Raw genomic sequence first — 18830 nt, 5'->3', positions numbered from 1 at the left:
CTCTTGATACTTTCGCTTCAGCCAGCTCCCGAAAGAACCGGCCCGCATCCCGCATCAAGTGCCCACACTTATCGGCTGTAGGTTTTTAAAGATCGGTCACAACACCTGCGGTACCCACTATCCGGTACCGCTTCGTTTGCGTCGCTGCGTCTGCAGCAGAGAAGCGAGATTATGGAGAGCCGGTCACAACACGTCAAGCCCCTGCCGCAAATTTTCTTTTGAAGAGATGCGAAAGCCGCGCCTCATACATAGCATGCAGACACGCGAAAACCGATCCCCTTGCATGAGGACAAAACACCTCCATATATATGAAGCAGCAACCATGCACGTCGATGCATGCATCGGCGCATCGCCTGAGCCGACACACGCGCGCATGCCCAGCATCCGCATACGCGAAGCAACATAGATGACAAATTGATGTGCCCCCATGAGCGCGAACACGCAAGCTCGTATATAATGCGAGCCGCGCAAAATTTCTTCGCACTCTATCGGCCCGCTTCCAGCGGGCTCATCTTTTTGCTCCCCAGAGCACAAGCCAAACAACCGCGTTGAGTCACATCAGGTGATGCATGAGCCATGCTCGGAACGCCTGACGGTAGCGTCTTGCGTCTCATAGCGAAGCCTCTAGAGGAAAATACGTGAACCCTTTTGATCGCGAAGATTCGCAACAGGAAGCCGCCTATATCGCCAAAGCGTCCTCGGGCCGCACGGCCAAGGGCAAGGGCGCCGGCAAAGCGATCCCCGTGGCGGCCGATCTGCCGCCGCAACAGGCCGAAGAGCGTCAGCGCCTCATGCGCGCGCTGATCCAGCTGGGCAAAGAGCAAGGCTACCTGACCCACGCGCAGATCAACGACCACCTGCCCGACAACTTCACGCAAACGGCCGCGATCGACAGCATCGTCAGCGCGTTCAACGATATGGGCGTGCAGGTCTACGAGCAGGCCCCCGACGCAGAGACCCTGCTGCTCAACTCGAACACGCCCTCCGTGGTCTCGGACGATCAGGCGGACGAGGAAACCGAAGTCGCACTGTCGACGGTCGATTCCGAATTCGGCCGCACGACCGACCCCGTACGCATGTACATGCGCGAAATGGGCGCGACCGAACTGCTGACGCGCGCGGGCGAAATCGCGATCGCCAAGCGCATCGAAGACGGCCTTCACCAGATGGTGCAGGCGATTGCCGCGTGCCCGCTCGCGATCTCCGCGATTCTCGCGAGCGCCCAGCAGGTTGCGGACGGCGAGCTGCGCATCGACGAACTGGTCGACGGCCTCAATGAGGACACCGTCGCCGCCGAAGAAGAGGCAAGCGCCGACGCGGACGCCGAAGAAGACACGAGCGCCGACGACAGCGACGAAAGCGATGAAGACGACGACGAGAGTCCTGCCGACTCGTCGGCGGCGGACGAAGCGCGTCTGAAGCAGCTCACGTCCGACTGCCTCGAAATCTTCGCCCAGGTCGGCATCCTGTCCGATCAGATGAACGCGGCGCACGCGCGCGGCGACGTCAGCTCGAAAGCCTATCAGCGCGCGCGCGAGGACATTCAGCAGCACCTCGCACGCATCCGCTTCACCGCGCGCACGATCGACCGCCTGTGCGGCGACGTGCAGCATCAGGTCGCGCAGGTGCGCGCGATCGAGCGCAACATCCTGCAGATCGTCATCTCGAAGGCGGGCATGCCGCGCGAGAAGTTCATCGAATCGTTTGCAGGCCACGAAACCGACCTCGGCTGGACCGAGCGCGCGGCGCGCCCGGCGTCGACGGCATACAGCGCGGCGCTCGAGCGCCATCTGCCGGCGATCCAGTCCGAGCAGCAGAAGCTCATCGAAATCGAAGCCACGGTTTCGCTGCCGCTCAAGCATCTGAAAGAGATCAACCGCCAGATGGTCGCGGCCGAATCGAAGATGCGCAAGGCCAAGAGCGAGATGATCGAGGCGAACCTGCGTCTCGTGATCTCGATCGCGAAGAAGTACGTGAACCGCGGCATGCTGTTCCTCGACCTGATCCAGGAAGGCAACATTGGTCTGATGAAGGCCGTGGACAAATTCGAATACCGGCGCGGCTGGAAGTTCTCGACGTATGCGACGTGGTGGGTCCGTCAGGCCGTCACGCGTTCGCTCGCCGATCAGGCCCGCACGATTCGCGTGCCGGTGCACATGATCGAAACGATCAACAAGCTCAACCGCATCTCGCGCGAAATCCTCCAGCAAACCGGCCAGGAAGCGCATCCGGCCGTGCTCGCCGAGCGCATGGAGCTTTCGGAAGAGAAGGTGCGCGGCATTCTGAAGATCGCGAAGCAGCCGGTGTCGCTGGAAACGCCGGTCGGCGACGACGGCGACGCCACGCTCGGCGACATGATCGAAGACGCAGCCGTCTCCTCGCCGGCCGATGCCGCGATGCAGGCCGACCTGCGCGCCGCGATCGACGATGCGCTCGACTCGCTCTCGCCGCGCGAAGCGAAGGTGCTGCGCATGCGCTACGGCATCAACACGAAGTCGGATCACACGCTCGAAGAAGTGGGCAAGCAGTTCGATGTCACGCGCGAGCGGATTCGTCAGATCGAAAGCAAGGCGATGCGCAAGCTCATGCACCCGAGCCGCGCAGACCGGCTGAAGTCGTTCCTCGACCGTTAAGCCCCGAGCGGCCATCAGGCCGCGCGCTTGCCGTGCGTTGCCGTGCGCGCGGCACGGCAAGCTGCAACACCCCTCTCCTCATACGCAAAGCAGCGGGACAAACCGGTCGACGGTGATTCCCCGCTGCCTGCTCTCTTCAGCCGTGTTAGAGCGCATGTGGAAACACAATGCGATCAACGTTCTCACTGCCTGTCAGAGAACTGCTCGAGCGCGCGCTTCATTCTCTGCACACCCGTTTCAATATCGGCCACGCCCGGCGCGGCAAACGACAGGCGCAACGCCGCCGTGTCGACCTCGTCCTTATAAAACGCGACACCGGGCACGAACATCACATTCTGCTCGATACAGACGCGCAGGTATCCGGACGCGTCGCTATGCCTATTCAGACGCGCCCACACGAACATCCCGCCAGCCGGACGATGAAACGCGATGTCCTGCGCGAGATGCGCTTCGAGCGCATCGCACAGGGCGCGGCATTTCTGTGCATATGCATCGACAATGCGCGGCAGATGCCGCTCCAGCGCGCCGCTCGCGAGGTACTCGGCGGCGATCGCCTGGGTCCACGGCGAACTGCACAGATCGACGGTCTGCTTGGCGACCACGCAGCGCCGCACGATCTCCGCATGCGCGACCATCCAGCCGATGCGCAAACCCGGCGCGACGATCTTCGAAAGACTCGAAAAATGCACGACCCAGTCGCGCGAACCGGGCACCTGCTCGCTCAGCGCGAGCAGCGACGGCAAGGCCGCGCCGTCGAAACGCAAGTCGCCATATGGATCGTCTTCGACGATCACAAAGCGGTAACGCGCCGCGAGTTTCAGCAACGCAGTACGGCGCTCGATCGACAACGTCGCGCCGGTCGGATTCGCAAACGTCGGCACCGTGTAGAGCAGTTTCGGCGTGCGGCGCAGTGTGCCAGCTTCGAGCAGCGCGGCGAGCTTTGCAACGTCGAGGCCATGCTGATCGACCGGCACCGTCACGACGTCGGCCTGTTGCAGCTTGAGCGCCTGCAATGTGGCCGGATAAGCGGGCTGCTCGACCAGCACCACGTCGCCGGGCGCGACCATCACGCGCAGCAGCAGATCGAAGCCCTGCTGCGAGCCGGTCGTCACGAGCAGGTCTTGCGGCGCGCACTGCATGCCGCGCCGTGTCATCAGATTCGCAAGCTGTTCCTTGAGGACGGCGAGGCCATCGGTCGGGCCGTATTGGAGGCATAGCGCCGGCTGTTGCGATGCGCGTGCCGCGGCGGCGTCGAGGCCTTCGCGGTCGAACAGATCGCTCGCCGGATAGCCGCCTGCGAACGAGATCATGCCGGGTTGCGCAAGGTATTTGAACAGCTCGCGGATCGGCGAGCCGCCCGGTGCTTCGAATGCGGAGTTGAATGAGAACATGGTGACGGCCGCCTGCCTTCCTGTATCGATTGGGATCTCAGAGACGATCGGCGTCGATTGTGGCTATCGGCGGGAGAAGCGGCAAACGATATCTACGCACTACGTATTGCATTTTCCGCATGACCCCATGACCCCGTGCCCCCGATGCACGCATGTCTCCTTATGCGGCTACATCGATGGCTACACCACGTTCTTCTCGACGATCGGCCGGTTTTCGAGCACACGCATGAAGCTCAATGCGCCCAGATCGAGCGTCGTATAGCGGCCGTGCAAAATCAGTTCGCTGATGCCGCGGCCCGTCGCCGGCCCCTGCTGCAAACCGTGGCCGCTGAAGCCGTTGGCGAAGATGCAGTTATCGATATCCGGATGAGGGCCGATGATCGCGTTCTGATCGAGCACGTTGTATTCGTAGTAGCCGGACCAGCAGTTCTGCACGCGCAGCGCCTCGAATTGCGGCACGCGGTTCGCGAGCGTCGGCCAGATCACGTCGTCGAAGAGCGCGTGATCGACTTCGTCGAGCGGCAGGTCGTCGGGGTCGTTATCGGCCGACGGCGACGTGCCGCAGATAAACGAATTGCCCTCGGGGCGAAAGTACACGCCACTCGGATCGATCAGCAGCGGACAATGTTCGAGCCGCCCCGGCGACGTGACGTTGAAGATACTGCGGCGCCGCGCGTAGACCGGCAGGTCGACGCCGATCATCTGCGCGACCTTGCGCGCCCAGGCGCCGGCCGCGTTGACGACCATATCGCACGCATAGGTTTCGCCGTTCGCGGTCTGCACCTGCGTGATTCTCCGGCCGTCGCGCTGGAGCGCGGTCACATCGGCGGCGATATAGCGCGCGCCGAGCGCCTGCGCTTTCTTGCGCAGCGCCTGCACGAGGCCGTAGCCATCGAACCAGCCTTCGCCGCTTTCGCCGTAGGCGCCCGCTGCCAGGTCTTCGGTATTGAGCCAGGGGAAGCGCGTTTGCAGCGCATGTTTGTCGAGCAGGCTGATATCCGCGCCGAGACTCTTTTGCAGCGCGTGATTCTCGCGCAGCGTCGCAACACCCGCGGGCGTCGCGAGAAACAGGTAGCCGCCTTCGTGCAGATCGATCGACGGCCGCGTGCCGTCGACTTCGAGCCGCTCGCCGATCGAGCGGAGAAACTCGATGCCGAACAGCGACATCTGAATGGAAAGCGGCGTCGAGAACTGCTGACGGATCGACGCCGCCGACAATGCCGACGACGAACGCGCATAGGTCGGATCGCGTTCGATCACCGTGACGCTGACTGTCGGATCGGACAGCCGCAAGAAATACGCAATCGAGCTGCCGATCACCCCACCGCCGACGATCACGACTTTCGAACTCACGTCTTACTCCACGAGTAACGTGGCCGCTTCAAAACGCTCGGCGGCACAAACGGATTGCAGAAAAAGAGTTGATATGCGCGACGGCGGCAGCGCCTCAATGCGCTGCCGCCGTCGCGATGGTTGCAACGAAAGCCCGCGTTCGCGCTCAGTCGAGATTGAAGTCGATACCCTGCGCGAGCGGCAACGCCGACGAGTAGTTGACGGTGTTGGTCGCGCGGCGCATGTAGGCCTTCCACGCATCCGAGCCCGACTCGCGGCCGCCGCCGGTTTCCTTCTCGCCGCCGAATGCCCCGCCGATTTCCGCGCCGCTCGGTCCGATGTTGACGTTCGCGATCCCGCAGTCGCTGCCCGAAGCGGACAGGAAGCGTTCCGCTTCCCGCAGATCGCTCGTGAACACGCACGACGACAGACCGTGGTGCGCGGCGTTGTTCGCATCGACGGCATCGGCGAAATCGCTGTAGCGCTGCACGTAGAGAATCGGCGCGAAGGTTTCCTTCAGCACGACCGCCGTTTGCGATGGCATCTCGACGATCGCCGGACGCACGTAGAAGCCGCCCTCATAGCCCTTCACTTCGACGCGCTCGCCCCCCGTCACCTTGCCGCCCTCGGCCTTCGCCTGCTGCAGCGCTTCCTGCATGCGGTCGAACGATTGGCGGTCGATGAGCGGGCCCATCAGCGTGCCCTTTTCGAGCGGATTGCCGAGCGGCACGCGGCTATACAGCTGCTTCAGACGCTCGACGGTCTTGTCGTACACGCTCTCGTGCACGAACAGGCGCCGCAGCGTCGTGCAGCGCTGCCCCGCCGTGCCCACCGCCGAGAACAGAATGCCGCGCAACGCGAGTTCGTGGTCGGCCGTTTGCGTGACGATGCCCGCATTGTTGCCGCCGAGTTCGAGCAGCGAGCGGCCGAAGCGCTTCGCCACTTCGACGCCGACCTTGCGGCCCATTTCGGTGCTGCCCGTCGCGCTGACGATCGACGCGCGCGGATCGGCCACGAGCTTTTCGCCCACGTCGCGTCCGCCGTTGATGAGCGCGGTGAGACCCGCCGGCGCATCGCCGAACTCCTTGAGCGCGTCTTCGAGAATCTTGTTCACAGCCAGCGCGGAAAGCGGCGTCTTTTCCGACGGCTTCCAGATCACCGCGTTGCCGCACACGAGCGCGAGTGCCGCGTTCCACGACCACACCGCAACCGGGAAATTGAACGCCGAGATCACGACGCAGGTGCCAAGCGGATGCCACGTTTCGGCCATCCGGTGACCGGGACGCTCGGACGCGATCGTCAGGCCGTACAACTGGCGCGACAGGCCGACCGCGAAATCGCAGATGTCGATCATCTCCTGCACCTCGCCCATGCCTTCCTGGAGGATCTTACCGGTCTCCAGCGTGACGAGGCTGCCGAGCGCCTGCTTCTTTTCGCGCAGACGATTGCCGAGCAGCCGCACGAGTTCACCGCGGCGCGGCGCCGGAACGTTGCGCCACGCGGCGAAGGCGTCTTGCGCCCGGGCAAGCGCCGCATCGACTTCCGCCGCCGTGTTGCTGGCCACACGGCCGATGAGCTCGCCGGTGATCGGCGAATGAACTGCGATGTCGCCGGCTTGCGCAGCGTGGGCAATGCCGAGATCGGCGAGAATGGTGGACGCGTCCATGTGAACCCCTTTAATTTCCGATACGAAACAAGAGTAAGTTCGGAAACTATACACGCGGGTTTTTATGGCGGCAAGGAGATGCTTTCCCTGAATTCCGTGAAGATTCCCAAGCCACTCCACACGGCTGCGTTTCCAGAAGGAAACTCCGCGACGTGCGTCCGGCGCATCGCCGTCCTCTCCTAACGCCCCTCCTGCCGATCCCAGGGCGGTTCATCGCCAAACGTCTCAGCGAGGTAATCGACAAACCGGCGCACTTTGAGCGGTATGCGCCGCACGCTCGGATAAACCGCCTGAATCGCCAACTCGGCCGCGCGTCACGCCGGCCGGGCGGGCTCGAAGGCCTCGTGCTCGTCGCGCCGTCGCCGCCGTCGCCGGCGGTTCTGTCCGACGAAGAACGCGCGACGTTGAGCGGCGCGTATCAATCGCGCGAATCGGTCGAGTTCGTCATCGATCACGTCCTGACGGCAAAATCGCTTGACGCCGCGCGCCGCGAGCAAGTGATCGAGGACAGCCTGAAGGCCGCGCCGCAGGCCAAGGCGGCCTGGCCGAACGTTGCCATGCGCGAAGACATCACCGGGGCGGTGGCGTCCATCGATGTGCCGACCATCGTCATCTCCGGCGAGCTCGACCAGGTGGACCGCATCGCAACGCTGCAGACGGAACTGCTACCCCGCATCCCTCACGCGGCGATGCACATCCTGCCCGGAACGGGACACCTGTCACCACTGGAGGCACCGGCCGACGTGGCGCGAATCATTGCGCGATTCGCCGGTCGGATATTCAGCTCCAGGAGCGCAGCCGCATTAGAAGGAGACCATTCATGCGAAAGCGGCGACATTCGCCCATGCCGCGACGCTGGACTGCGCCCACGTTCCAATTCCGCATAGGCTGCGGGTCCCGAAGGAATCGGGCTTTACTGCAAGCAGCGCGTTAGCTGGGCGAGAAAGTTATCGCATGCATCGAGCTGCGTCAGCGTGACGTATTCGTCCGGCTTGTGCGCGACCTCGATGTCGCCCGGGCCGCAGACGACGGTCGGCACCGACAGGCGTGTCGAGAACAGCCCCCCTTCAGTGCCGAACGCGACCTTGCGCTTTCGTGTGTCCGGCGGCAGCAGCGCTTCGAGAAACTTCACGGCGTCGCTCGCGACATGCGTGTCGAGGCCGGGATAGGCGTTGACTTCCTCGACAGCGGGCAGATGCACTTCCCCCTGAAAAGCCGTGGCACTCGCGACCGAGGCACGCGAGCGGATGTCGTCGAGAATGGCGTCGGCCCGGTCGTTCGCGAGCGTGCGGATTTCGAAATCGAGCGTGCATTCGTTCGGCACGATATTGAGCGCCTTGCCCGCGTTTATCGTGCCGACGTGAATCGTCGAATACGGCACGTCGTAACCGTCGTCGCGCGCGCCGCTTTCGGCGAGATGCTGCTGCGCCGCGCGAAGGCCCGCGATCCAGTCCGCCGCGACGTGAATCGCGTTCAGATACTTCGGCGCGAGCGCCGAGTGGCCTTCCTGACCGCAACAGATCGCGCGATACGCGGCTTTGCCCTTATGGCCGGTCGCGATCTGCATCATCGTCGGTTCGCCGACGACGCACAGCTCCGGCCGCACCGGCGCGGCCTCCAGCACGTCGATCAGCCGCCGCACGCCGACGCAGCCGATTTCCTCGTCGTACGACAGCGCCAGTTGCAGCGGCTTTTTCAACGTTCGCGACGACGCATCGATCATCGCGACGACCGCGCACGCGACGAAGCCCTTCATGTCGGCCGCGCCACGGCCATAGAGCCGCTCGCCATGCAGCGTGCCCTCGAAGGGCGGCATCGTCCATGGCTGGCCTTCGACGGGCACGACGTCGGTGTGTCCCGACAGCATCACGCCGGGCACGCCCGCCGGTCCCGTGCTGGCGAACAGGTTCGCACAGGTGCCGGTGTCGTTGCGGACGATGGTGCTGCGGATGCCCGCTGCACCCAACAGACTGGCGACGTGCTCGATCAGCGCAAGATTCGGCGTGCGTGAAATGGTCGGAAACGCGATCAGCGTTTTCAGCAGTTCGGCGCTTCGGCTGAGCGTCATGGTCACGCGTCCGGCTTGACGGCGACGACGTCGATTTCGACGAGCCATTCGGGACGCGCGAGCGCCTGCACGACGATGCCGGTCGACACCGGAAACACGCCCTTGAGCCAGCGGCCCATCACGTTGTAGACAGCCTCGCGATAACGCGGATCGATGATGTAGACCGTGACCTTGCAGATGTCCTCGAGCTTGCTGCCGCATTCGTCGAGCAGCATCTTGACGTTCGACATCGCCTTTTCGGTTTGCGCGGCGACGTCGCCGATGCCGACCGATTCACGCGTATCGAGATCCTGGCCGATCTGCCCGCGCAGATACACCGTGTTGCCGGCGATGACCGCCTGGCACAGATCGTTGTCCAGCTTCTGTTCCGGATACGTTTCGCGGGTGTTGAATTTGCGGATGCGCGTATGAGTGGTCATATCGTTGTGATTCGAAAGTTCAGTGATGAAGGATTTTGGAAAGAAAGCGTTTCGCGGCGGCGCTGGCGGCGTCCTGGAAGAACACGTCGGTCGGGCTGTCCTCGATGATCGCGCCGTCTTCCATGAAGACCACGCGATGCGCGACCCGCTTTGCAAAGCCCATTTCGTGCGTGACCACCATCATGGTCATGCCTTCGCGCGCGAGTTCGACCATCACGTCCAGCACCTCGTTGACCATCTCCGGGTCGAGCGCCGAGGTCGGCTCGTCGAACAGCATCGCCATCGGATCCATCGACAACGCGCGCGCAATCGCAACGCGCTGTTGCTGGCCGCCCGACAGCTGCCCCGGGTACTTGTGCGCATGCGCGGACAGCCCGACACGCTCGAGCAGCTCACGCGCTTTCGTGCGTGCCCGGCCTTCGTCCCGGCCAAGCACGATGCGCTGCGCGAGCGTGAGGTTGCGCGTCAGGTCCAGATGCGGAAACAGTTCGAAGTGCTGGAACACCATGCCGACGCGGCTGCGTAGCTTCGGCAGATCAGTCGACCTCGCGACGAGCGAGGTGCCATCGACGACGATGTCGCCCTTCTGGAACGGCTCCAACGCATTGACGGTCTTGATCAGCGTTGATTTGCCCGAACCCGACGGCCCGCACACCACGACGATCTCGCCCTTGTTCACGTGAGTCGAGCACTGTTTGAGCACGTGATGGCTGCCGTACCACTTGTCGATGCCGCGGATGTCGATGACGGCCTGATTCGCGTTCATTTGTCGAAGTACCCCGCGCGAATCGACGCGCCGATCAGGTTGAGAATCAGGCGCCCGGCGGTGACGCAGGAAATCAGATTCGCGTCGTCCTTTTCCGGCTGGATTTCCACAATGTCCATGCCGACCACACGGCCCTTCTTCACCAGCCCGTGGATCAGCTTGCGCGCCTGCACGAAGGTCACGCCCCCCGGCGCCGGACCGGCGACGGCCGGCATCACCGACGGATCGAGGCCGTCGGCATCGATCGTCAGATAGTAGTTGCCGCCGTCGGGAATGCGCGCGAGCACCGCGTCCATGCCGATGTCGTGCAGCTCGTACGCCGTAACGAGTTCCGAGCCATAGGCGCGCGCGGCGGCGAGTTCCTCGGGACGCCCGCTGCCCTGCGCGCGCAAACCGATCTGGATGATGCGCTCGACGTGCGCCATCTCCGACGCGCGGCGGATCGGGCTCGACAGGCCCTCGCGAACGCCATTGACGTCGTCGCGCCAGTCGAGGTGCGCATCGATATGCACGAGCGTAATCGGACCTTTGGCGTCGAGGCCGCGCAGGATCGGCGTGGTGATGCCATGATCGCCACCCAGCACGATCGGCATGGCGCCGCCGGCGACGATGCGGCGCACGGCCGCTTCGGCGCGCGCGTAGTGCTCGCCGGGCTTCGTCAGATCGGGAATAACGTCGCCGCAATCGACGAAGCGCACGTCATCGCGGCCTTGCAGCAGCGGACCGTCGATATCGAAGTCGTAATGCCCCGGCTTGCGCACGACGCGGTCGGTCGCCTGACGGATCGCCGACGGCGCGTTGGTCTGGTCATTGCTGAAATCGGACGGCGAGTACGGTGCGCCGTACGGCATGCCGAGCACGGCGATATCGGCCTTCAGGTTGTCGATGTCGAGATCGAGTTCCGAGTAGAGCAGCGTGGGATGGCCGGTGCGCGGCGCTACGGTGTATCGGGTCATGCGAGTGTCTCCTGGGAAATGGATCTGTGTCAGGCGTGGCGTGCGCGCCGTCCGATCGCCGTCTCGAGACGGCGGCCGACGCCGGCCAGCAGAACGCTGCAGATCCAGTAGATCAATGCCGTCGTGCCGAGCACTTCGACATACGCAAAGGTGTTGGCGGTGAGCAGATTGCTCTGGTACGTCATCTCCGGCAGGCTCATCACCGAGAAAATTGCCGAGTCCTTGAACATCATGATGACGAGGCTCGTGGTCGGCGGTGTGATGTAGCCGAACAACTGCGGCGCGATCACGTGGCGCTGCGTTTGCCAGAACGTCATGCCGAGGGAAAACGACGCCTGGGTCTGGCCGCGCGGCACGCTGCGCAACGCCGCGCGCAGGATTTCGCAGAAGTAGCCGCCCGTATAGAACGCCGTGCAGCCGATCGCGACCGTCATCGCCGATGCGCCCACGCCGAGTTTCGGTAGACCGAAGAACGACAGGTAGACGAGAATCAGGTACGGAATGTTGCGCACCAGTTCGACGTAGGCGAGCGCCACCGGCTTCAGGAACGTGCGCGATTGCGCCGCGTACGCCGCGACGATTCCCGCGACGGCGCCAAGCGGAATGCCGATCGCGCTGACCAGTGCGGTGACGCGCAATCCGTCGAGCAGAACCGGCACCGCTTCGCGGACGATCGAAATATCAATGGCCATGGGGCAGCATCCTCGCGACGCGGCGCTCACACACTCGCGAAACAGCCGAGATGCAGAACAGGATCAGGAAGTAGACCGCCGCGGTGATCGTGAAGACCTGCAGCGGCAAATCGGTTTGCAGCGTGGCGTTGCGCGCGACCGTCGCGAGTTCCGGCACCGCGATGATCGACATCAGCGACGACGCCTTCAGCAAAAGCGTGAACTCGCTGGTGAGAGGCGGAATCGCGCGATAGATCATCTGCGGCAGCAACACGTGACGCCACACCTGGGCGGCGCGCATACCCATCGCGTAACCGGCGGCGCGCTGCCCCCACGAAATCGTGCCGAGCGATCCGCGCAGGATCTCGACGATGTACGCGCTGGTATTGCAGGCGAGCGCCGCGATGCCGGCCGTGACCGGTGAGATCGAAATATTGAGCAGCGCCGGCACCATGTAGTACGCGATCAACATGTGAATCAGCGCCGGCGTGCCGCGAATCAGACTCACCCACAGCACCACCAGCGAGCGCAGCGGAGCGAATGGCGAGATGCGCGCGAGCAGCAGCACGATGCCGAGTGCGAGTCCGATGACGAACGCGCAGGCAGAGGCGGCCAGCGTCAGCGCTGTCCCGGACACGACGCCGTCGAGAAATGGCGCGATCACACCGCCCTTGTCGAACCAGTTGAGCATGGCGGCGCGCGTCAGATAGCGCCGGTCGGAAGATAGTTCGCGCGCGGCGTGTCCATCGGCGCGCCGAACCACTTCACCTGCAATGCGGCAAGCTTGCCGTTCGCGCGGAATTCCTCGAGCGAATCGTTGATGAACTTGCGAATCTCGAGATCGTTCGGATTTGCGACCCACGCGAGCAGCTTCGGCTGACCGATCGTGCCGGCGATGCGGAACGCGTTCGGCTGCCGCTTCATCTGCACGGCGGCGATGTTCGACGGCATCAGCGCGACGTCGACGGTTTTGTTCGCGAGCGCGTTCGACACGTCCGGATACGCCTGGAACAGCTTGGTGCCCGCGTAGCCCTTGCCGGTCTTTTCCTTCAGCTCCTTCTCGAACTCCTCGGCGACAGGCTGTGACGACGAACCCATCTGCGTGCCGATCGTCTTGCCGCCGATGTCGAGATCGCGCTTGATCGAAGTGTCGTCGGCCCGCACCAGCAGCACCGAGCGCACCACACCGACCGGCTCGCTGAACGCGAAACGCTTGGCGCGCTCCGGCGTGATGCCGACGCTAGTCGCGACGAAGTCGAACTTGTGCGACATCAGGCCGGGAAGCAGCCCCTGGAACGGCAGATTCATCTGCTCGAGCTTCACGCCGAGTTTCGCTGCCATCAGTTCCAGCACATCGTGACCGTACCCGACGATCTGGCCGTTCTCGACGAATTCGAACGGCTCGTATGCGGCCTCCGTGCCAACCACCAGCTTGCCACGCTGTTTGATGTCCGCGAGCGTGCCGCCTTCGGCCAGTGCGAGCTTCGGCAGCGCCAGTGCTGCGCCCGATGCAAGGGTGGCTTTGATGAAGGACCGTCTGGTCAATTGTTTCATTGCTCTCTCCGCGTGATGGTCGTATAGGAATGTGTCGTGTGGTCGTGCAGATATGGACCAGCGCATCGCGGCCTCTGCGGCTTCTCGCGATTTACCGGGCGATTCAATGTATGCCGCCATAAAGAGAGTGAAAAATGATTTTTTTAGCTGTATGGTTCCAAAAAATGAAACCTTTCGAATAGGCGAATTCAGCCCATTCGTTCGACTCAGGAGTCGCTTGAGTGTCTCGCCCCGATTTCACTGAACGCGATCTGCGCTCGCTGCGCATTTTCTGCGCTGTCGCGCAGGCCAACGGCTTCGCAGCGGCGGAAAAGCAATTGAATATGTCGAAGGCGTCGATTAGCCGGCACATCCGGGAAGTCGAGGAGACGCTCGGCGCCCGGCTATGTGAGCGCGGCCCCTCGGGATTCGTGCTGACGCATGCGGGAAAGGTCGCTCTCGATCTCGCGCGTGATGCGATCCGGTCGCTAGAGCGGATCCAGCCGGAAATCGACGCGGTGCGCGGAGTGCTATCCGGCAGGCTGTCGATCGGGATGGTCGAACACATCGTCAGCGACGACGGCTGTCATCTACCCGAGGTGCTCACCGCACTGAAGGAACAGGCGCCGGACGTGAGCGTCGAGTTGCGGGTCATGACCTTTAACGAACTCGATCTGGCCTTGCGGGAACGTCGTGTGCAGGTTGCCATTCGAGGGATGTACCGGCGCGAGGCGGGCTTCCATTACCTGCCGCTATTCATTGAGCGGCAAGCGCTGTACGTGGCGCGTCGCAAGATGCGCGACGCGCCGACGCTGCCGCTCGTCTATCGCGAACAGCCGTTCGTGCACGAGGCGCTCAATATGCTGGGGATGGAGCGCGGACCGTCTGCGTCGGGACTCGAGGCGGTCGCGATGCTGGTGCTGTCTGGGCACTACGTGGGTCTACTGCCGCAGTTTTATGCAGCGTCGTTCGCGAAGCGGCACGCGCTCGCGAAAGTGCCGTCCGGCCCGGTCTATGAAAATACGATCAGCGCGATCATCGAAATTTCTCGGCCAAGAACGCGCGCACTTGATCTGTTCCTGGATCTTCTCCAGCAACGCCATCGTATTGAATGACGGTACGGCTTCGCGAATGTCCTGGAAAGAATCCGGCTGCGCGGTCTGGATAATCGAATCTCGCGGAATTCAGGCAAGCGCGGCGCTCGCGCGCATGGTCAGATAGCCTTCGTGGTCCTTGGCCCACAGGTCGATGGTTTTGCCGTCAGCGGATGGCTTGCCGCACACCGTAAACGGCTGGCCCGCGAAGGTGGGGCGCAACGCGCGGAATGCAAAGCTCTGCAGCGTCGCATGCGGCAGTTCGCGGCGCACGAGATCGACGAGCAGCGTCGCGATCAGCGGCCCATGCACGATGAGGCCCGGATAACCTTCGATCTGCGTGACGTAGGGATAGTCGTAGTGAATGCGATGGCCGTTGAAGGTCAGCGCGGAGTAGCGGAACAGCATCACGGCATCGGCGTCGATCGTGCGGCGCCACGTTTCGCCTTCGGGCGCGGGCGCCGGCTGCTGCGGCCGCGCGCCTTCCTGTGGCGCGTCGCGATAGACGATGTCGTGCTCTTCCTCGAGCTTCAGCTCGCCATCCACTTCGATCGCATGTTGGACTGTGACGAATACGAGGCGGCCCGAACGGCCGGTTTTGTCTTCGATATTGGCAATCGTCGAGGTGCGCTGTGCATGCTCGCCGACCTTGAGCGGCGCATGAAAAGTCAGCCGGCCGCCGGCCCACATGCGGCGCGGCAGCGGCACCGGCGGCAGGAAACCGCCGCGCTTCGGATGACCATCGGGGCCGGATTCCGACATCGGTGACACGGGTAGAAAGTACAGCCAATGCCACAGCGGCGGCACCGTGTCGCCGCGTTCCTCCCGATCGAGCGTGGCAGCGAGCGCCGTCAACGGAAACGCGGTGATGTCGTCTTCGGTCACCGCCTGCTTGTTGAGCCAGTCGTCGAGTTTCTCTGCGGCTGCGGACATAGTGAAGCCTCCAGTGCGGATGATGAACGTTGATCGACCTTACTACGAACGACACCCTGTGTTCCGTGAAGTCTGCATTTTTGAAGCGGGTCTTTGGTTCTGGTTGAAGCATCCGGTTTGGTGCACGGCTTTGCCGAGCCATTTTCCGTTGAGTACATGACCGCTTATTTGAGGCCGAGCCGTTTGGCGAGCCGGTTCAGATTGGCACGGTCGAGGCCCAACTCGCGCGCAACGGCCGCCCAGTTCCGGTTATTGCGCGCAAGCGCTTCGAGAACCAGGTTTCGTTCGAATTCGGTCACCGCGCTGCGAAAGTCCTTCGTGCCGTCATTGTCATTCTGTGCGGGTGCCGGATTCTGTCCGTCATCCTTTGTATCGGTCAATGCGAAGTCCGCGGCGGTCAGCGTGAGAATGCGGCGGCGCTCGCGATTGGCGGCCAATGCCTTCAGCGCGCTGCGCCCGATCAGATGCTCGAGTTCACGCACGTTGCCGGGCCATGAGTAATGCAGCAACGCCGCTTGCGCATCAGCCGCGAGACGCAGGCTCAGCAGACCGAGCCGCGAGCGATTGTCTTCGAGGAAGAACCCTGCGAGCAACAGTACGTCGCGACCGCGCTCACGCAACGGCGGCACGCGCAAAGGGTAGACGCTGAGGCGATGATAGAGGTCGGCACGGAAGCGGCCCGCGCGCACTTCTTCGGCGAGATCGCGATTGGTGGCGGCAATCAGCCGCACGTCGACGCGATGTTCGTGGTCCGAGCCGATCCGTTGCAACTGGCCGTTCTGCAACACGCGCAACAGCTTTGCCTGCACCGCGAGCGGCAATTCGCCGACTTCGTCGAGGAAGATCGTGCCGCCGTCCGCGAGTTCGAATTTGCCGCGCCGATCCGCCGACGCCCCCGAAAACGCGCCACGCACGTGTCCGAACAATTCGCTCTCGACGAGCGTATCGGGCAACGCCGCACAATTCAGACTGACGAGCGGCTTGTTCGCGCGCGGCGACAGCGCGTGAATCGCGTTCGCGACCAGCTCCTTGCCGACACCGGTCTCGCCTGTGACCAGCACGGTCAGATCGCTGCCGGCTACGACCTCGATTTCCTTGATCATGCGGCGATGCGCATCGCTGCTACCGATCAGCTCGCGCCGGCTCTGGCTGCTCGCCTGACGGTACGCTTCGGCGCGAAGCTGCGCTTCTTCGCCGTTGCGCGCCAATGCATCGATTCTCTCGACGACGCTCACAGTCGCGGCCGCGAGGCCGAGAAACGCCTGTAGCGAGGCCATGTCGATCGTGTCGAAGCGCGCCGGGTCCAGCGCATCGAGCGTCAGCAAACCCCAAGGCTCGCCGTGGATCAACAGCGGACAGCCGAGGCAGTCGTGAACTTCGAGGTGCCCGGCCGCCATGCCTTGCACGAGGCCGTCGTACGGATCGGGCAGGTCGGAGTCGGCGGCAAAGCGGGTCGGTTCCGGCCGTGCCAGAAGCTGCTGGAAGCGCGGATGATCGGCGATGCGAAACCGGCGGCCGAGCGTGTCGCTGCTCAGGCCGTCGATTGCAAGCGGCACGAGCGTGTCGCCTTCGAGGCGCAGCAGCGCGGCCGCGTCGCCCGGAAACAGCGTGCGCAGGCTGCTGAGCAGGCGGCGGTAACGCTCGCGGTCGGACAACTCGCGAGAGAGGTCGAGAATCAGCGGAGTCAGAACGTCGAGCACCATCTCAGCAGTCAAATTGACTCCAATATGAGTCTTTTCGACTAGTGTCGGATTAACCATCTTCATCACCAGACCATTGATTTAACGCTATTTTATACCTGGCATGGATCGTGATTAACAAAGCAGGTCTGCCGAATCCGGCTTGATACTCGCTGATAGACAGACGCTCAAACGGACTTTCATCAGGACTTCTTTATCATGCTATCTGCCGAACACCGCGCCATCATCAAAGCAACCGTGCCGCTTCTCGAAAGCGGAGGCGAGGCGCTCACCACGCACTTCTACAACATGATGCTCAACGAGCACCCGGAAGTGCGTCCGATGTTCAATCTCGCGAATCAGGCGAGCGGCGCGCAGCAACGCGCGCTCGCCAACGGCGTGCTGATGTATGCGCGCCATATCGATCAACTCGAACAACTGGGCGGCCTCGTGTCGCAGATCATCAACAAGCACGTGTCGCTCAACGTGCAGCCCGAGCACTATCCGATCGTCGGACAGTGCCTGCTGCGTTCGATCCGCGAAGTGCTCGGCGCAGAAATCGCCACCGATGCCGTGATCGAAGCGTGGGCCGCCGCTTATCAGCAACTCGCGGGTCTGCTGATCGGACTCGAAGAGAAGATTTACGCCGACCGTGAAGCAACGCCGGGCGGCTGGCGCGGCACGCGGCTATTCCGCGTCGCGCGCAAAGTGCGCGAGAGCGACGAGATCACGTCGTTCTATCTGCGCCCCGATGACGGTGGCGAATTGCTCGCATTTCAGCCGGGGCAGTACATTGGCGTGCGTCTGGTTATCGATGGCGAGGAAGTGCGCCGCAACTATTCGCTGTCGGCAATGAGCAATGGCCGCGAATATCGCATTAGCGTGAAACGCGAGCCGAATGGCACGGTATCGAAATATCTGCATGAGCAGATCAGCGAGAACGATGCGCTGGAACTGTTCGCGCCGGCTGGCGATTTCAAGCTCGAAACCGGCGAGAAGCCGCTCGTGCTCATCAGCGGCGGTGTCGGGATCACGCCGACGATGGCGATGCTGCAAGCCGCGCTGAAGACCTCGCGTCCGGTGCATTTCATTCACGCGGCCCGTCACGGCGGCGTGCATGCGTTCCGCGATGCAATCGACGCATTGGCCGCGCGTCACCCGCAATTGAAGCGTTTCTATTGCTATGAGCAACGCCGTGCGGGTGATGCCGACGTGCATGGCATCGGCTATATCAACGAAGCGCATCTGCAGAAATGGCTGCCGGAAACGCGCGACGTGGATGTGTATTTCCTCGGGCCGATCGCATTCATGAAGGCGATCAAGAAGTCGCTGAAGGCGATTGGCGTGCCGGAATCGCAGAGCCGTTACGAGTTCTTCGGGCCGGCTGCCGCGCTCGAATAAGACTGCGAGTACTCGCCCTCTTCGAGTCGTTGGCAAGCGTCGCGTCGATGCCTGGTGCGAATCGGCAAACGGTATCGCATTGCTCGACGTATTCGGAGATGGGCGTTTCGGTCCGATCGTATGACGCCCCGGAACGAGGGCGTAAACGCCAGAACCCCGGTTCTCGTGTCGAGAGACCGGGGTTCTGGCGATACAGCATGAGGAGCCTGACGATGACCTACTTTCACACGGGCAATCCGCACTATCATCGGCGTGGAGTCGTTTCACGGTCCTGTTCGGGATGGGAAG

At 63.0% G+C, this 18830-nt stretch carries 15 protein-coding genes, 1 rRNA gene and 1 pseudogene; 3 read left to right on the top strand and 14 right to left on the bottom strand.

What is annotated here, in order from left to right; all coding sequences use genetic code 11:
• Positions 1-638 precede the first annotated feature (638 nt).
• The gene (rpoD, locus tag B9Z01_RS34425) at positions 639-2633 is read left to right on the top strand and encodes an RNA polymerase sigma factor RpoD (protein ID WP_085489985.1); all 1995 of its coding nucleotides are present in this window, start codon (positions 639-641) and stop codon (positions 2631-2633) included.
• A gap of 182 nt (positions 2634-2815) precedes the next feature.
• On the opposite strand, the gene B9Z01_RS34420 is transcribed toward rpoD, so the two are convergent.
• The 11 genes and pseudogenes from B9Z01_RS34420 to B9Z01_RS34365 all read right to left on the bottom strand — a co-directional run bounded on the left by B9Z01_RS34420 (position 2816) and on the right by B9Z01_RS34365 (position 13456).
• Entirely contained in the window at positions 2816-4024 is a 1209-nt protein-coding gene (locus B9Z01_RS34420) for an aminotransferase-like domain-containing protein (RefSeq protein ID WP_085489984.1), read from the bottom strand.
• A 180-nt stretch (positions 4025-4204) separates the two neighbouring features.
• Positions 4205-5377, bottom strand: coding sequence for an NAD(P)/FAD-dependent oxidoreductase (locus tag B9Z01_RS34415; protein ID WP_085489983.1), 1173 nt, complete (start codon positions 5375-5377; stop codon positions 4205-4207).
• Between the two features lie 145 nt (positions 5378-5522).
• Positions 5523-7022: an L-piperidine-6-carboxylate dehydrogenase gene (gene amaB, locus B9Z01_RS34410; protein WP_085489982.1), complete on the bottom strand. Its 1500-nt coding sequence runs from the start codon at positions 7020-7022 to the stop codon at positions 5523-5525.
• A 179-nt stretch (positions 7023-7201) separates the two neighbouring features.
• Positions 7202-7336, bottom strand: a pseudogene (locus B9Z01_RS36600) (LysR family transcriptional regulator); the annotation flags it as partial.
• Between the two features lie 599 nt (positions 7337-7935).
• Positions 7936-9090, bottom strand: a complete 1155-nt coding sequence (argE, locus tag B9Z01_RS34395; protein WP_085489980.1) for an acetylornithine deacetylase — start codon at positions 9088-9090, stop codon at positions 7936-7938.
• Between the two features lie 2 nt (positions 9091-9092).
• Complete coding sequence (locus B9Z01_RS34390; protein WP_085489979.1) at positions 9093-9509, bottom strand: RidA family protein; 417 nt, start codon at positions 9507-9509, stop codon at positions 9093-9095.
• Between the two features lie 19 nt (positions 9510-9528).
• A complete protein-coding gene (locus tag B9Z01_RS34385; RefSeq protein ID WP_085489978.1) occupies positions 9529-10275 on the bottom strand; it encodes an amino acid ABC transporter ATP-binding protein in 747 nt (248 codons plus the stop codon).
• Positions 10272-11231: an agmatinase gene (locus tag B9Z01_RS34380; protein ID WP_085489977.1), complete on the bottom strand. Its 960-nt coding sequence runs from the start codon at positions 11229-11231 to the stop codon at positions 10272-10274. The genes B9Z01_RS34385 and B9Z01_RS34380 overlap by 4 nt, the downstream gene beginning before the upstream one ends.
• A 29-nt stretch (positions 11232-11260) precedes the next feature.
• Positions 11261-11923 (bottom strand): amino acid ABC transporter permease, encoded by a 663-nt coding sequence (locus B9Z01_RS34375; protein WP_085489976.1) that lies wholly within the window; start codon positions 11921-11923, stop codon positions 11261-11263.
• Positions 11913-12593 (bottom strand): amino acid ABC transporter permease, encoded by a 681-nt coding sequence (locus B9Z01_RS34370; protein WP_085489975.1) that lies wholly within the window; start codon positions 12591-12593, stop codon positions 11913-11915. Before B9Z01_RS34370 ends, B9Z01_RS34375 begins: the two co-directional genes overlap by 11 nt.
• A gap of 11 nt (positions 12594-12604) precedes the next feature.
• Positions 12605-13456: a transporter substrate-binding domain-containing protein gene (locus tag B9Z01_RS34365; protein ID WP_085489974.1), complete on the bottom strand. Its 852-nt coding sequence runs from the start codon at positions 13454-13456 to the stop codon at positions 12605-12607.
• Positions 13457-13677: 221 nt separating this feature from the next.
• Between B9Z01_RS34365 and B9Z01_RS34360 the strand changes: the two genes are divergently transcribed.
• Positions 13678-14550: a LysR family transcriptional regulator gene (locus B9Z01_RS34360; RefSeq protein ID WP_085489973.1), complete on the top strand. Its 873-nt coding sequence runs from the start codon at positions 13678-13680 to the stop codon at positions 14548-14550.
• A 69-nt stretch (positions 14551-14619) separates the two neighbouring features.
• On the opposite strand, the gene B9Z01_RS34355 is transcribed toward B9Z01_RS34360, so the two are convergent.
• Complete coding sequence (locus B9Z01_RS34355) at positions 14620-15462, bottom strand: HTD2 family dehydratase (RefSeq protein WP_085489972.1); 843 nt, start codon at positions 15460-15462, stop codon at positions 14620-14622.
• 164 nt (positions 15463-15626) lie between these two features.
• Positions 15627-17222: a nitric oxide reductase transcriptional regulator NorR gene (norR, locus tag B9Z01_RS34350; RefSeq protein WP_085489986.1), complete on the bottom strand. Its 1596-nt coding sequence runs from the start codon at positions 17220-17222 to the stop codon at positions 15627-15629.
• A 138-nt stretch (positions 17223-17360) separates the two neighbouring features.
• Between norR and hmpA the strand changes: the two genes are divergently transcribed.
• A complete protein-coding gene (hmpA, locus tag B9Z01_RS34345) occupies positions 17361-18542 on the top strand; it encodes an NO-inducible flavohemoprotein (RefSeq protein ID WP_085489971.1) in 1182 nt (393 codons plus the stop codon).
• A gap of 204 nt (positions 18543-18746) precedes the next feature.
• Here hmpA and rrf read toward each other — a convergent pair.
• A 5S ribosomal RNA gene (gene rrf, locus B9Z01_RS37095) occupies positions 18747-18830 on the bottom strand; the annotation flags it as partial.

This window comes from Paraburkholderia susongensis, from assembly GCF_900177725.1.
GTDB classification, from domain to species: domain Bacteria; phylum Pseudomonadota; class Gammaproteobacteria; order Burkholderiales; family Burkholderiaceae; genus Paraburkholderia; species Paraburkholderia susongensis.
Note: the sequence above shows the minus strand (reverse complement) of the source record. Positions and strands in the feature narration are given on the sequence as shown.

Excerpts from the sequence above, each read along its gene's own strand:
- B9Z01_RS34420 (WP_085489984.1), bottom strand. The coding sequence starts at position 4,024 with ATGTTCTCATTCAACTCCGCATTCGAAGCACCGGGCGGCTCGCCGATC.
- amaB (WP_085489982.1), bottom strand. The coding sequence starts at position 7,022 with ATGGACGCGTCCACCATTCTCGCCGATCTCGGCATTGCCCACGCTGCG.
- argE (WP_085489980.1), bottom strand. The coding sequence starts at position 9,090 with ATGACGCTCAGCCGAAGCGCCGAACTGCTGAAAACGCTGATCGCGTTT.
- B9Z01_RS34390 (WP_085489979.1), bottom strand. The coding sequence starts at position 9,509 with ATGACCACTCATACGCGCATCCGCAAATTCAACACCCGCGAAACGTAT.
- B9Z01_RS34385 (WP_085489978.1), bottom strand. The coding sequence starts at position 10,275 with ATGAACGCGAATCAGGCCGTCATCGACATCCGCGGCATCGACAAGTGG.
- B9Z01_RS34380 (WP_085489977.1), bottom strand. The coding sequence starts at position 11,231 with ATGACCCGATACACCGTAGCGCCGCGCACCGGCCATCCCACGCTGCTC.
- B9Z01_RS34375 (WP_085489976.1), bottom strand. The coding sequence starts at position 11,923 with ATGGCCATTGATATTTCGATCGTCCGCGAAGCGGTGCCGGTTCTGCTC.
- B9Z01_RS34370 (WP_085489975.1), bottom strand. The coding sequence starts at position 12,593 with ATGCTCAACTGGTTCGACAAGGGCGGTGTGATCGCGCCATTTCTCGAC.
- B9Z01_RS34365 (WP_085489974.1), bottom strand. The coding sequence starts at position 13,456 with ATGAAACAATTGACCAGACGGTCCTTCATCAAAGCCACCCTTGCATCG.
- B9Z01_RS34355 (WP_085489972.1), bottom strand. The coding sequence starts at position 15,462 with ATGTCCGCAGCCGCAGAGAAACTCGACGACTGGCTCAACAAGCAGGCG.
- norR (WP_085489986.1), bottom strand. The coding sequence starts at position 17,222 with ATGGTTAATCCGACACTAGTCGAAAAGACTCATATTGGAGTCAATTTG.
- hmpA (WP_085489971.1), top strand. The coding sequence starts at position 17,361 with ATGCTATCTGCCGAACACCGCGCCATCATCAAAGCAACCGTGCCGCTT.